Genomic DNA, 16,639 nt, shown 5'->3' on the forward strand with positions numbered 1-16,639 from the left:
TTTCTTTCTTTTGTCTGTAGCTCTCCAGTAGGAATTTTTTGTTTTTTATATCGTAACGACTGCATTTTGCGATTAAATATGTTGATGGCATTTTCCCCTTTATTTCTCAGTCGTTGCCTTAAATTAAATTATCAGGGGGTTTTTGGGTTTGGCAAGTTTCTCATTAACGTGTGGTAGCATTCTGGTATCAACTGATGCTAGGATTAAATGATGTTGATGATTCTATCAATGTTATTACGATTGTCATAGATCCAGAGTGTATTTTCGTTATCATTTTTTTGATAAAAATCGTTTTTATTCATTGCGTTGCATTGTTTTTTAAGCCGGTGGTAAAGTTTTAAAAGGATCATTTCAGGGAGATAACTATATTTTGAGAAGATTCCGAGCCTGTTTTAATGGCGGAGTGATTTTCATCAAAATTAAGTATGTCATAATGCTCCCGATGTGATTTGTTTCCTTTGAGTACTCCCGGTAACTAATACCTTTACTGCTGGTTTGGCGCGGTATGGCTTAGTGTCGGCGTTAGTCAGTGAATACCACAAAATAATAAATCGACGGTTGGCGGTAGTTAGATAATAAAAATATCGGCGTAAAATCTGATAATGATATTTCTTATCTACTCATGCGATATATATTGGCAGCTTTTATTAACAAAACATTATAAAGCAGCGATTCTCTGGCCAAAATTCTTAATTCACACGGGAGATATTGACTCCGGAAAGTATTCGGGCTGTACCGAATAATGTTTCGGCGTTACGGATTGATTAGTTAGCAGCAACGGGGAGACGACTAACGAAACCGGGTGGTCGGTTTTGTGCTGCTTGCGGAGGAGGCGGAAATGGGTGTAGTGCAACAACAACGTAATGACGCGACATCGTTAAGTGAAAGGTTGAATCAGCGTTTAGTGCTATTTATCGCCGAACAACTGGACATATCCCTGGATAAAATCGGTGTGCAGGAACCGTTGGCACGTTATGGCGTCAATCCAACCCGCGCGCTGCGGCTTGCAGGCAGCCTGGGGGCCATTTTCCCCGGCGTTGGTTCTACCTTCATTTTTAAAAACAGAACGATACAGTCGATAACGGACCACTTTTTGGCGACACGCCGGGAAAACGTGCATGCCTGGCTTGGTGATGAGCCGGAAACAAACCACGTTTTTTCTGCTGCGAAATCCGCAGGCGCGGTTCCTGACCTCGCGGGAAAAAATCGTCAGAACGATCCTCTGGTCGCGGCGACGAAGCGTTATTTACGCGAACTGGTCGGCCGCACCCTGGGCGTCGCGCCGGAGACGCTGAAAGATCACACGCCTTTCAATGAGTACGGATTCAGTTCCCTGGCCGTCGTGTCCATTATTCAGGAACTTGAGGACATTTTTGACGAACTTCCCGTGACGCTGTTCTTCGAGTACTACACCATCGAAAGGGTTACGGACTATCTGCGGGATAATTACGCCAGGGAATTGAGCGCGCATTTTGGTATCCCGGATCCGGACGCAGCAGAAACGGTACGGGAGGCTCCACAGGCGGAAGGCGTAACGCCGTCTGGCTCTGCCTTTGATATTGCCATCATCGGCCTGGACGGGCGCTATCCTGACGCCGAGAACGTCACTGCGTTTTGGCACAACCTGTTGGAAAACATTGATTGCATTACGGAAATCCCGGCAGAACGCTGGGATTGGCGCGCCTATTTTTCCCCGGAGAAAGGTGTTCAGGGTAAAATTTACGGCAAGTGGGGCGGATTTATTCGCGATGCAGATTGCTTCGACCCGCTGTTTTTCAGCCTTTCGCCCTATCAGGCTGAACAGATGGACCCCGCGGAGCGCTTGTTTATGCAGTCCGCCTACGGCGCGCTGGAAGACGCCGGATATACCCGCGACACGCTGGATCCGGAGCGGAAAATCGGCGTATTTGCCGCGACGACGGTAGAGGAGTACCAGCCATACAGCTTGGGTGAAAACCTGGGGCTGTTTATGAGCAACAGCGCGTCGATCGCCAACCGGGTTTCCTACTTCTGCAATTTCAACGGACCGAGCCTGACGCTCAACACGATGTGCTCTTCCTCGTTGTCGGCGATCCACCTGGCCTGCCAAAGCCTGCTTAACGGGGAGTGCACGGCAGCGATTGCCGGCGCCGTTAATCTCTCCCTCCATCCCAATAAATATGCCTACCTGGCGCACAAGCAGTTCCTGTCCGACCACGGGCGGTGTATGGCTTTCTCCGGGCTCGGCAACGGCTATGTTCCGAGTGAAGGCGTCGGCGCCGTGGTGCTCAAGCCGTTAGCGCGGGCGATAGCGGACGGCGACAATATTTACGGCGTCATTAAAGGCAGCGCCCTGAATCACGGTGGTAAAACCAACGGCTACAGCGTTCCTGCCCCGCAAGCGCAGGCCGGCGTGATTTCGCAGGCGCTGCATCGTTCGGGGATTGATGCCAGGGTCGTCAGCTACGTAGAAGCGCATGGCACCGGCACGAGCCTGGGCGATCCGATAGAGATTGAAGGGCTGAGCAGGGCATTTGGCGCAAACGCAGCAGATAAGCAGTACTGCGCCATCGGTTCGGTCAAATCTAACATCGGCCACTGTGAAAGCGCCGCCGGCCTGGCCGGTTTGACGAAAGTGCTGTTGCAAATGCGGCATGAAACGCTGGTGAAGAGCCTGCACAGCGAAACGCTCAACCCGGGCATCAAATTCAGCAATACCCCATTTTTCGTCCAGCGTGAAAATGCGCCCTGGCCGCGTCCGGTGCTTAAGGTTAATGGCGAAGAACGGATCTTCCCGCGCATTGCGGGGCTGTCATCGTTTGGCGCGGGCGGCTCCAATGCCCACATGATTATCGAAGAGCCTCCGGTGCGCCGCCGGGCGGAACCCGCACAACAGGGGCCGGTGCTTATCGTCCTGTCCGCCGCAAACCGGGATCGGCTGCGGGCACGGTTGCTCCAGTTGGATGACTACCTCGCCCGCGGCGAAGTCAACCTGACGGATCTGGCGTATACCCTGCAAATCGGGCGTGAAGCCATGGCCGCACGCCTGGCGGTGGTGGCCGGTGATCAACCCGCGTTGATCGCAAGCATAAAAGCGGTTTTAGCTGACGCCGCGCCCGCCGGTTCTGTGTATCAGGGGGAAGCCGATGCCCCGGAAGCATCCGCCGAAATGACGGCGAACTGGGTTGCCGGAAAGAAACTGGAAAAGCTGGCTGCATGTTGGGTTCAGGGGGCGGAGGTAGACTGGAACGCGCTTTATCCTGATGAACGGCCTTTCCGTCTGAGCCTGCCGACTTATCCTTTTGCAAGGGAGCGCTATTGGCTGCCGCCGCTTGCCGCTGAACCTAACGGAAAGCCCGGACGTCTGCACCCGCTGGTTCACAGCAACATATCCGGCGTACATGAGACAGGCTTCACCACCCGGCTGACGGGAGACGAGATATTTCTGCGCGACCACCAGGTACACGGGCAGGGCGTTGTCCCTGCCGCTGCGCAACTGGAGTGGGTTTTCGCCGCGCTGATGCTGGCGCAGGCCGGTGGGCGTGAAGATCTGGCGCTGCGGGAAGTAACCTGGCTGCGGCCGTTGGTCGTTGAATCTGAGTGTGATGTCCGTATCGGGCTGCAAACGTCCGCGGACGGCCAGATAACATTTGAACTTTATGGCGCGCAGGACGATCGCCGCCAGGTGTATTGCCGTGGATATGCCGTTGCATCAGGCGGGGCGCCGGCAGCGGATGGGCGTCATGACATAAACGTGCTGCGTGCTGCATGCCGTCCGGTGGCGAATCTGGACGAGAAATACGCACATTTCAGCGCGCAGGGAATGCATTACGGCCCTTCGTTGCGGGCTCTGGTTGCCGTGCATGCCAATGAAGAAATCGTTGTGGCGGAGATTGACGTCAGCAACAGCGGTTTAGCAACAGAACTGCGCGGTATCGCGTTGATTGACAGCGCATTGCAGGCATGTGCTGCGCTGGGCGGATTTACCCGGCTGTGTCTGCCGTTCGCCGTTGCGCAATGCCGGGCGTCGTCGGGCGGGTTGCCGGAGAAAGCGTATGCCGTGGTGCGCAAGGCGCAGGCGGAAGAGTACGACATCGATCTGACCGATGAACAAGGCCGGACTTTCATACAGCTAAGCGGCGTCAGCCTGCGTTTTTTGGACGGGCAACCGTCCGGGCAGGAAGAACAACTGCTGCTGGCCATTCCCGGCTGGCAAGAACAGCCGCTGTTGCCGGTGAACGCGGAACAGGAGTGGCATACATGGTGGACGCTGACGTGCGAAGCGCCGGTCCCGCCGGAACTGGCGGCACACCTGAGCGCCGATCGTTATATCCCTTTAACGGCGCAGGGAACGCCGGCCCAGCGCTATATGGCGTACGCCGGACAACTGCTGGCGTTGCTGCAAAACAGCCCGGCGCTGAGGCAGACCACGACGCCGATAACGATTCAGCTCGTCACGTCGGGCGAGGGAGAGCGCGGCCTGATGCAAGGGCTGGCGCAGTTTTTGCGCAGCATAGGGGCGGAGTTTTCGCACCTGAGCATTCAGACGGTGGTGCTGGATGATGAACCGATGGCGGCAGAACGGCTGGCCGGGGTGCTGCGTAGTGAGGCGCAACAGGGAGCTCCGGTCGTACGCTATCAGGGCGGGCGCCGTACGGTACTTTACTGGTTGGTTCCGGAGGAGACCGCTCCGGTGATCCCCTGGCGGGATGAAGGCGTTTATTGGATCACCGGCGGGTTGGGCGGGTTGGGGCAACAGTTGGCGGCAGCCATTGCCGCAGCGGTAAAGCGCCCGGTATTAATTCTCAGCGGCAGGCATGTGCCGGCAGAACAGCAACAGAGCTGGATTGACGCTCTGCGCGCGCAGGGCGCCCGCGTAGAAATTTACCCGCTGGACGTCAGCGATGTTAAGGCGGTGGCGCGTGTGGCCGCCGCTGTCATGGCCGATCATGGCCGCATTAACGGCGTTCTGCACTGTGCCGGGGTGCAGCGCGACAGCTTGCTGCATAACCTGAATGATGATGACCTGCGCGAGGTCATGGCGGCCAAGGTCGCGGGTGCCGAAGCGTTGGATCAGGCGCTCGGCAGCCTGCCGCTGGACTGGATGCTGCTCTGTTCCTCGCTGGCGGCGATCCAGGGCAATCTGGGGCAGAGCGGCTATGCGGCGGCTAACGCATACCTTGACCAACTGGCGTTCTGCCGGCAGCGTCAGGTTGACCAGGGCGAAAAACAGGGGCTGACGATATCGGTCAACTGGCCGCTGTTGTCGGATGCCGGGATGCAGTTGGACGCCGCTCACCAGGCGCTGCTGAAACACACATTCGGCTTAACGGCCATGCCCGCCGCCCGGGGTATTGCGGCGCTGCCACAGGTATTTGCGCTTGCCGCGCCGCGTGTTGCCCTCTTGCACGGCGAGCCGTCCGGGCTCCGTGACTGGCTGGAACCGGGGCGCACTCTGGCAACGCCCGCTGCGGGGAAAACGCCCTGCACACCGGTTGCCGAGAGTCACGAGCGCCGGGAAGCGGTAACCGACTACCTGAAAGAGACACTCTCCGGCGTGATAAAACTGCCGGCTTCACGCATCAGCGGCGCTGTTCCGCTCGGAAATTACGGCTTTGACTCCATGGTTGCCGTTGCCTGGATTCAGGTGCTGAGCGGCGCATTCGGCAAACTGCCGGTTTCCATGTTCTTTGAAAACGACAGCATTGACGAACTGGCCGGCTACCTGATGGCACGTCATGCCGACAAGCTGGAGCACTATTTTGGCAAACATTCTGGCAAACATTCTGGCAAAACAGAGGCGGCGTCCGTAGCACAACCGTCCGCAATGAAAGCCATGCCGATACCGGTTTCTCCCCCGAAAGGGGCGCCGCCGCCGGCGACGGCTAACGGCGGGGACATCGCCATTATCGGCCTGAGCGGTCGATACCCGCAGGCGGAAGATATCGATCTGTTTTGGCAAAACCTGATTCAGGGGCGGGACTGCATTACTGAAATTCCCCCTGAACGCTGGGACTGGCAGCGTATTTATGATGAGCGCCGCGGCATACAGGGAAAAAGTTACGGTAAATGGGGCGGGTTTATTGACGGGGTGGAATGTTTTGACCCGTTGTTCTTCCAGATCCTGCCGGGCGATGCCGAAAAAATAGACCCTCAGGAACGCCTGTTTTTGCAATGCGCCTGGCATGCGATAGAAGACGCCGGCTATACCCGCGCCAACCTGTCCGGTGATGAGGAGCAGTCGGTTGGCGTGTTCGTCGGCATAATGAACGAAGAGTATCAGCTCTATACGCCGAAAATTGATGAAGCAGAGACATCACCGGTGTTGCAGGGGGTCAGCGCCTCGATCGCTAACCGGGTTTCCTGGTTCTGTAACTTCCGCGGGCCGAGCCTGACCGTCAACACCATGTGTTCCTCCTCGCTGACGGCGATCCATCTGGCCTGCCAAAGCCTGCATCAGCAGGAGTGCCGGGTAGCAATCGCCGGCGGCGTGAACGTCAATATTCATCCGAATAAATACCTGGCGCTGTCGGAAACCGGGTTCCTTTCCTCACAGGGGCGCTGCACCAGCTTTGCCGACGGCGGCGATGGCTATGTGCCCAGCGAGGGCGTCGGCGCCGTGGTGTTGAAACCGCTGGCGCGCGCGCTGGCCGATGGCGATTCGGTGTACGGCGTGATTAAGGGCAGCGCCGTGAATCACGGCGGTAAAACCCATGGCTATACCGTGCCCAATCCTCAGGCGCAAACCCGGGTTATTGCGCGGGCGATTCAGGCCGCCGGCGTTCACAGCCGGGCAATCAGCTACCTTGAGGCCCACGGCACCGGAACCGCCCTGGGCGATCCGATAGAAATCGGCGGACTTGCCGGGGCTTTCGCCGCACAGACGACCGACAAACAGTTTTGCGCCATCGGTTCGGTGAAGTCCAATATCGGACACTGTGAGAGCGCTGCCGGGATTGCTGGCCTGACCAAAATTCTGTTGCAAATGCGACACGGTCAATTGGTCGCGAGCCTGCACAGCGACGTCATCAACCCGCATATCGACTTTGCAGATACGCCGTTTTCCCTGGTACGGGAAAACCGGCCCTGGCCCCGCCCGCGCATTGCGCTGAATGGCGATACCGCCCGCGAATATCCGCGTCTGGCCGGGCTGTCTTCATTTGGCGCCGGCGGCGCGAATGCTCATTTGATCGTTGAAGAGTATCAATCGCCCGGCGGACGTGAAACAGCGGCGATGCCGGTGATTATCGTGCTGTCCGCACGTACTGCCACAGCCCTGCTCCAGCAGGCCAGTCAGTTGGCGGATTATCTGGAGCGCCGGGACGTTAATCTGACGGACGTCGCCTGGACGCTGCAAACCGGGCGGGAAGAAATGGCGCACCGGTTGGCGCTGTTGGCGGTAAGCCGTCAGATGCTGACGGAAAAATTGCGCGCCGTTATTGCGGGCGAACAAGACATCGCGAACTGCTACACCGGGGAGCTGAAACGGGAAAACGGCGTGCTTTCCGTACTGAATGGCGATGATGACCTGCGCCAGCTAAGCGCTATGTGGATCGAGAAGCGCAAGCTGGGCAAGCTGGCCGGGTTATGGGTTCAGGGGATCGAGATTGACTGGGGGGCACTGTACGGCGAACACCGGCCGCAACGCCTCAATTTACCGGGCTACCCCTTTGCGCGTGAGCGCTGCTGGATCACGCCCCCGGCGGAGAAAACGCAACGGACGTATGAGAAGCCTCTTCATCCGTTGGTGCATCGCAACACCTCCACGCTTGAACGGCAGCGTTACAGCACGTATCTGACGGGCCGGGAGTGGTTCCTGAAGGATCATCAGGTGCAGGGGCAGGCCGTGGTTCCCGGCGTGGTTCAGCTTGAATGGGCGCGCGCGGCGGTGAGCCTGGCGTTGGAAAGCAAAGAATCCATACAACTGAAGCAGGTGACGTGGTTGCGGCCGCTGGCGGTGAACGGCGAAATGACCGTGCATATTGCGCTCAGGTCACAACCGGACGGCACTATCGACTATGAAATCTATGCCGACGGCGATGACGCCTGCATTTACGGCCGCGGCAGCGCCGTAATCAGCGACCAGCCGGCTCCGGCAGCGTTTGATGTGCCCGTCCTGCTGGCGCGCTGCGATACCGTCCTGGATCACGACGTACTGTATGCCGGGTTTGCCCGCGCAGGGCTGCATTACGGCCCCGCTCTGCGTCGGGTGAGTCAGGTCCGCAGCGGAGAGGGGATTGCCATCGGAGAACTGCTGCCGGCGGCACATCAGCACGAAGCGGGTTATTTCTGGCCGGTGGATCTGCTGGATGCCGCGCTGCAAAGCAGCGCCGGCCTGCTGACGCGCGACGAACTGCAACTGCCGATCGCTGTCGGTTCCGTCATTTCATGGGACGATTGCCCGGTACTTACCCATGCACTTATCCGCCCGGCGTCAAATGACACGCCGACGCTGCGCAAATGGGACATTGCGCTGACGGATGACGAAGGGCGCATCGGGCTGCAACTGCTTGAAGTGACGTTACGCCGGGCAACGGCGACGCCGGACGAAAGCGCACCCGCGGAACCGATGCCTGTCGCCGTATCGCCGCCGGGCGACACGGCGACGATCCCGCTGATTGAGCAGGCATTAAGCGAGCTGATTGCCGGGCATCTCGCGCTGCCGGCAGAGGAGTTGGATCGTAATGCGCCGTTCGCTGAATTCGGTTTTGACTCTATCAATCTGGGTACCCTGGGCAATGAGTTGAACGAGCGCTATGGGCTGGCGCTCAGTACCACCATCTTTTTTGAAGCGCCCACGATTGCCGCACTGGCCGCCAGGCTGGCCGACGAACATGGTCAGGCGTTTACCGGCGTGCTGAACATGGCCGGGCCGGAAATCCCGGCGCTACCGGATCAGCCGTCACCGGCTCCGTCCTGGCGTCATCCGGTCGCGTCGCCTGCACCGGCGGCAGCCGAACCGATTGCGGTGATCGGCATGAGCGGCAGTTTCCCGCAATCACCGGATATCGGGGCGTTGTGGGCCAATCTGCTGGCCGGGACGGATTGCATCGGCGAAATACCGCCGGCGCGCTGGCATACCCATTCCGGCCCGCGCCATGCGGGCATTCTGGATAATGTTGCCGGCTTCGACCCGCTTTTTTTCGGCATTTCGCCGCGTGAAGCAACGTCAATGGACCCTCAGCAGCGTCTGCTGATGATGTATGTCCATCACGTTCTGGAGGATGCGGGCTATTCGACAGAGAGCCTCTCCGGCAGTAATACCGCGTTGCTGGTCGGCACCGGCAGCACCGGCTACGGCCAGCTGCTGGCGCAGGCGGGCGAACCCATCGCCGGTTACAGCACTGCCGGCCTCGTTGGTTCGATAGGGCCAAACCGCATGAGCTACTGGCTGAACTGGCATGGCCCGAGCGAACCGGTCGAAACGTCCTGTTCAAGTTCGTTGGTCGCCATTCACCGGGCGATGGCCTTGTTGCGCAGCGGGCAATGCGATCAGGCGGTGGTCGGCGGTGTAAATACGCTGATGTCTCCCGATGCACAGCAAAGCTTTGCCGAAGCGGGGATGCTGAGTGCGGACGGGCGTTGCAAACCCTTCTCCGCCGCGGCGGACGGGTATGTTCGCAGCGAAGGTGTCGGCATGCTGATGCTCAAGCCGCTCGCTGCCGCGCGGCGCGATGGCGATCATATTTACGGCCTGCTGCTGGGCAGTGCGGAAAATCATGGCGGGCGCGCAGCGTCACTGACGTCCCCCAATCCTAATTCGCAGGCCGGGGTAATCGAAGCGGCATTTCGTCAGGGCGGGGTGGATCCGGCAACGGTCAGCTACATCGAAACGCACGGAACGGGCACCCTGCTGGGGGACCCGATAGAAATTATGGGGCTGCGCCAGGCGTTCGGCGCGCTCGGGCAAAACCAGCAACTGCCGGTCGCCGGATGCGGTCTGGGTTCGGTGAAAAGTAATATCGGACATACTGAGCTGGCCGCAGGCGTAGCCGGCGTGATTAAGGTGCTGTTGCAGATGCGTCACCGGCAGCTGGTCGCCAGCCTGCGCTGCGAGCCGGCCAATCCGCAGCTTGCGCTGGCGGAAAGCCCGTTTCGTCTGGTGAGCCGGAACCAACCCTGGCATGCGGTGCATGACGCCGCAGGTAACGCGCTGCCGCGCCGCGCCGGGGTGAGTTCGTTTGGCTTCGGCGGGGTTAACGCGCACGTGGTGATGGAGGAGTATCCCGCGGCGCAGCATTCGCCGACCCCAGCGGAGAACCCGGTACTGATCGTCTTATCCGCGCAAAGTGAAGGGGCGCTGGGTAAAAGGATCGCGCAACTGCGTGATTACCTGCATTCCGGCCCGCAAAACCTCGCCGATCTGGCCTATACCCTGCAAGTGGGCCGAGATGCGATGAAGATGCGTCTTGCCCTGATCGCGGACGACCAACAAACGCTGGTGGACAAGCTCAGCGCGTTGCTGAGCCCTGCGCAGAGCGTCGCCGGTGTCTGGCGTGGTACGGCGGAAAACCTTAGCGCCCGCGCGGACGCTGCCGTTGGCCCGTGGCTGGCGGCGGGCGATCTCCGTGCGCTGGGCGGAGCCTGGGTCAACGGCGCCCGTATCGACTGGCACAGGCTTTACACCGGGCAGCCCCGGCCGATGCGCCTGAGCCTGCCAACGTATCCTTTCGAATTAACGCATTACTGGCCGCAGCCTGTGGCGGCGGGGCGTACGCATGTCTTGCATCCATTGATTGAACGCAACACCTCCGATTTAAACGAACAGCGTTACACCACCATGCTTAACGGTAATGAATGGTTCCTGCGTGACCACCGGGTTAACGGGCGCGCCATCGTTCCGGGCGCCGTCTTGCTGGAGTGGGCGCGGGCGGCGGCCTGCCTGGCCGCCGGGGTAACCGGGGTGTCGTTGTACGACGTGGCATGGGTCCGCCCCCTGACGGTAGCGCGGCCGGTGCAGATACATATCGCGCTGGAACCGCAGCCGGACGGGCGTATCGGTTTTGAGATCTACGGTGATGATGCTGCTGATGACACGGCCTATTGCCAGGGGTATGCGGATACGTCGCCACAACCCGACGCGCCGGATGCCAACGACAGCCCGGCCGACGCCATCTGTCTGGCGCAACAGGTTATTGAAAGCGACGAGTTCTACGCCCGCATTGCCGCTATGGGGCTGGATTTGGGTGACAGCCTGCGGGTGGTGCAGCGCGTATGCATGGACGGCAGCGGGGCGCTGAGCGAATTGGATGCCGGCGCGCTTTATCGGGATGGCTATGGCTGGCTGCCGTCTTTGCTGGACGGCGCGATGCAAACCGTTGCCGCGTTTGCCGGGCCGGATGCCGGTATCGGGTATCCCTTCGCACTGCGGCGGATAGCGGGCCGGCAGACATTTCCAACCCGTGTTTGGGTGCGGGTGAAGCCTGCGCAAAGCAGCGCGGGGGGCGTACGCAAGTGGGACATCGCCCTCTACGACGAACACGGAAAAACCGTACTGACATTTGACTGCGTGAGTTTCAGGGAAGCGCCGGTTCGCGCAACGGTGACTGAAACGGCAACTGACTGAACAGAAGTGGAGACTGGGTCATGAATACTAAAGGGCAGGCCGTGCAGGCATCTAATCACACGCAGCAGTCGTTGAGTCCGCAGATTACACCGGCTTTCCCCGGATTAACGGGAGAGGTTCTGCTTACACCCGTATGGCAGGTGGCATCCGGCGACGATACGCCCTGGCCGGAGCCGGTTGACATTGCGCTTGATGAAAAGGCCGACGCCGGGGCCATCAGCCGGGCGGTAAAGGCGCTGGCGTCGCCGGAACACCTGCTGTGGCGGGTGGGTGGCGCAGGAGATCTGGCCCTGACCGGCCTGCGTTTGATTCAGTCCTTACTGGCGGAAGGCTATGGTGACCGTCCGCTGATGTTCACCGTGATTACCCGCGGCGCACAGGCCGTGCGCCGTCAGGAGCGTGCCGAGCCGCAACAGGCTGCGGTGCATGGCCTGATCGGGGCGTTAGCCAAAGAATATCCTCACTGGCGTATCCGCCTGTTGGATCTTCCCGTCGATCAGGTGGCGGAGGATATTCCCTGGCAAACATGTCCGGCCGATCCCCTGGGCGATGCGCGCGTGTGGCGTGAAGGGCGGTGGTATCGTCTTCGTCTGCTGCCGTGCCGTCCGTTTGAACCCAACGGAGAGGCGTTTCGGCGCGCTGGCGTTTATGTGGTCCTGGGCGGGGCGGGCGGTATCGGCCTGGCGTTCAGCGAGTACCTGATCCGCCGGTATCAGGCGCAAATGGTCTGGCTGGGGCGCCGGCCGGAAGATGAGACGATTACCGCGCAGTGCGAGCGCCTGGCTGCGCTGGGGCCGCGTCCGCTTTATCTGCAGGCAGACGCCACCGACCGGGAACAACTGGAACTGGCTTATCAGGTATTGAAGGTGCAGTTTCCGCGCATTAACGGCCTGGTGCATTCGGCGATCGTCCTGGCCGACCAAACGTTGGCGGTGATGGATGAGGCGCGCTTCAGCGCCGCCCTGCAGGCGAAATGTGCCACGGCCCATAATTTTGACGCGGTTTTCGGTCACGAACCGCTCGATTTCCAGCTTTACTTCTCCTCCCTGCAAAGCTTCACAAAAGCGCCCGGACAGGCGAATTACGCTGCTGGTTGTTGTTATGCCGATGCTTTCGCACATAACCTCGGCGAGCGTCCTTATCCCGTTAAAACGATTCACTGGGGGTACTGGGGAAGCATCGGTGTGGTAGCAAGCCCGTTTTATCGTGAACAGATGGCGAAACAGGGCGTGGATTCTATTGAACCTCCCGAAGCGATGGCGACGCTGGAACGGCTGCTTACCGGCCCCTTCACCTGGCTGGGCCTGATAAAAACGCTGCGTGATGATGCGTTTCCTTTACTGGTTGACCGGCAGGCCGACTGGATTGCGCTGGCGCAGGGTTCGCCGGAGGTAACGCTCCCGCCCCTGTCCATGACGGCGGCAATACAGACGACGCAACCCATCATTCCTCAGTTGATGACGCTGGAGCAGCATCTTGCCGTGTTGCTCCATACGCAGTTGTCCGGGCTGGGCTGGCTGGATATCCGTAACGACATACCGTTGCCGTATCAACGCTGGCGCAGCGCCGCGCTGATGTTATTGGATAAGGCCGGTATTTTACCTGACCACCCCGTGACCGACCTCGCGCAGGCCTGGGAAGCCTGGGAGCACTATTGCCGGTCGGTACAACAAACGCCGGGCCTGAGTACGCAAATTCAGCTGGCTGAAGCGACCATGCGCGCGTTGCCCGATATTCTGACCGGCAAAAAAAATGCCACAGAGGTGATGTTTCCCCAGGGCAGCATGAAACTGGTGGAGGGAATCTATCATCAGCACCCGGTCTCAAATTCGTTTAACACCCTGCTGACCGATGCGCTGACCGCCTGGCTGGAGGCCAGCGTACAACAACGGCCGGACGCCCATTTCCGTATTTTGGAAATCGGTGCCGGCACGGGGGGGACCAGTCGTGAGATTTTTTCCCGGTTAAAGCCCTGGGCCGCGCGGATAGACGAATATGCCTATACCGATGTTTCCGAAGCTTTCCTGCGGCATGCCAGAACGCATTACGCACAGCAGATGCCTGCTCTGGTCACGCGTCGCCTGAACATCGAGCAATCGCCGGCCGGGCAAGATTTTATTCCGGCAAGCTACGACATCATCGTGGCGACGAACGTTCTGCACGCCACGAGTGATATCCGCCGTACGCTGCGCCATTGCAAGAGCCTGCTTAAGCGGCAGGGATTACTGCTCATCAATGAGGTTTCTGTCGCCAGTTTGTTTTCCCACGTGACTTTCGGACTGCTTGATGGCTGGTGGCTGTTTGAGGATTCGTCGTTACGCCTGCCCGGCTCGCCGGTGCTGGCGGCTGAAACCTGGCGGCGCTTGCTGACGGAGAGCGGGTTTACCGGCGTGGCGCTGCCGGCGGCGGAACTGAGTGAGGCCGGGCAGCAGATCGTCACAGGGTTCAGCGATGGCATAATTCAGCTGCCCGCCAGCCAGGCGGCAAGCGGTTCGCCGAAGACGTCCGCTGTGCAGGACGCGTTAACGCCGCAGAGCAGCGGATCCGCAATCCGTGCGGTAAAACGGATGCGTGAAATGGTGGCGGAAATGCTCAATATTCCGCCTCATAAAATCAATCCGGCGGTTCCGTTGGGAAGCTATGGTGTTGACTCGATCATGGCTCTGCAACTGTCGAAGAGGCTGGGTAATATTTTTACCGACACCAGCGCCACGTTGTTATTCGAATACCCGACGATTGAAAAACTGGCGAATTATTTTGCCGCGACGCAACAGACGGCGCTGGAGCGCTGGCTGGACGAAGCGTCCGGTGGGGAAGCGTCCGGCGGGGAGGCAGCTTCCCCGCAGGCGAGGCCACGCCGTATCCGCCGTCGTTTCTCTTCGCAAACGGCCACGGAAACGCTGTTATCGCCGCCTTCTGACGGCATCGCCGTGATTGGCATCAGCGGCCGTTATCCCCGCGCCGCCGATCTGACCCAATTCTGGCACAACCTCGAACAGGGCATCGATTGCATTACCCGGGTTCCTGCGCAACGCTGGGGAGAGGCGTTTGCGCAGCAGGGCGGTTTCATTGACGACATCGCCTGTTTCGACCCCTTGTTTTTCCATATCTTGCCCCGGGAAGCGGAACTGATGGATCCGCAGGAACGCCTGTTCCTGCAATGCGCCTGGCACGTGATTGAAGATGCGGGCTATACGCCGCGCAGCCTGTCGCCGCAGAACCGGGTCGGGGTATTTGTCGGCGTGATGAACAACGCATACAGTGCGCAGCCCGGCCATTGGTCAATTGCCAACCGCGTCTCGTTTACCCTGGACTTCCGGGGGCCGAGTATGGCGGTCGACACGGCCTGTTCTTCGTCGCTGAGCGCCATCCATCTGGCGCTGGACAGCCTGGCTAAAGGCCGGATTGACTGCGCCATTGCCGGCGGCGTCAATCTGATTGCCGACACGCGGCAGTTTGAGACCCTGTCGGGCTTAAACATGCTCTCTGCTGATAACCGCTGTCGCAGCTTCGGGGCCGGGGCGGAAGGATTTGCCGATGCGGAAGGCATCGGCGCGGTACTGCTCAAGCCGCTGGCGCGCGCGGTGGCGGACGGCGACCATATTTACGGCGTGATCAAGGGCAGCGCCCTGAATCATGGCGGGAGAACCGGCGGTTATACCGTCCCCAATCCGAAAGCGCAGGCCGAAATGATCGGCCAGGCGCTGCATGACGCCGGGGTAAATCCGCGCAGCGTGAGCTATATCGAAGCGCATGGCACCGGCACGGCGCTGGGCGATCCTATCGAAATCAGCGGGCTGAGCGAAGCGTTCGGCCTGCAAACGCAGGACAAACAGTTCTGCGCCATTGGCTCGGTCAAATCCAATATCGGCCATTGCGAAAGCGCAGCCGGGATCGCCGGGCTGACCAAGGTTCTGCTGCAAATGCATCACGGCAAGCGGGTGAAAAGCCTGCACAGCGAAGCGCTCAACCCGCATATCGACTTCAGCCGGACGCCGTTTGTGGTGCAGCAGCACAACGACGACTGGCCGCGTCCGTGTGTGACGATTAACGGCATCACGCGGGAGTATCCGCGTATTGCCGGTATTTCTTCCTTCGGCGCAGGCGGCGCCAACGCGCACCTTATCATTGAGGAATATACCGGTGCCGCGGGTGCGGAAACCCCGGCAAACGACGCCGAACTGATAGTCCTGTCGGCACGTACCCAGGACGCCTTGCTGGAACAGGTCGCCCGGCTGCACACCTTTGCCGCGCAGCATGACGTGAATCTGGCCGATCTGGCATACACCCTGCAAACCGGGCGTGAAGCGATGGCCTGTCGGCTGGCGCTGCTCGTGGATTCCCGGCAACAACTGCTGCTCGGATTGCAGGCGCTGAAAGATGGTGAAGTCCCGCCGCAGATACCGGTCTGGCAGGGCGAAACCGGCTCCGGTCAGGATACGCTGGAAATCATGATGATGGACAACGCATCGCATGCCGTGCCTGAAGGAACCGGGGGGGCGGACAAATGCCGCTGGCTGGCCGGGCGCTGGATACAGGGCGGCAACGTTGACTGGGCTTTGCTGTGGGGAGAGACGAAACCGAAACGGCTGAGCCTGCCGGGCTATCCGTTTGCCCGCGAATCCTACTGGCAGCCCGCGTTCCTGCATCGTGCAAACGCCACAGGTAAAGCCGGGGAGCCGACAGGGGCGGACGAAATGATTCTGGCTGCGCCGTACTGGGTTGAGCAGCCGTTGCAGGCGACGGAACCGGCCGGCGACGTTTGTCTGTTTTCCTGTGATGTCAGCCTCGGTGAGGCGTGCGTACGCCTGACGGCCGAAGGATCGCCGGCACAGCGCTATACCCAGTATGCCGAACAACTGATGACGCACCTGCAAGAGCGGCTGGCGCAACCGGGTGGAAAGCCCTTGTCGATCGCTCTGGTGGTGGATGCGCGGGATGGGGAATCCGTCGCAGAGGGATTGCATGCGTTGCTGCGCAGCGTCGAGCAGGAGTATTTGCACCTGCGCTGCCAGACGCTGCTCCTTGACCGCGACGCGCTCAGCGACGCCGACGCCCTGGCGGCATTGCTGGATGCGGAAGCCGCAGCGGCAG

2 protein-coding genes are annotated in these 16,639 nt (G+C 59.9%); both read left to right on the plus strand.

Annotation, left to right across the window (positions count from 1 at the left end):
* Positions 1-838: 838 nt before the first annotated feature.
* Positions 839-11,545: an SDR family NAD(P)-dependent oxidoreductase gene (locus C8D90_RS18600; protein ID WP_147291387.1), complete on the plus strand. Its 10,707-nt coding sequence runs from the start codon at positions 839-841 to the stop codon at positions 11,543-11,545.
* A 20-nt stretch (positions 11,546-11,565) separates the two neighbouring features.
* The coding region (locus C8D90_RS18605; RefSeq protein ID WP_115459963.1) for an SDR family NAD(P)-dependent oxidoreductase at positions 11,566-16,639 on the plus strand (5,074 nt) is incomplete at its 3' end.

The organism is Enterobacillus tribolii (genome assembly GCF_003363015.1).
Lineage (GTDB): Bacteria > Pseudomonadota > Gammaproteobacteria > Enterobacterales > Enterobacteriaceae > Enterobacillus > Enterobacillus tribolii.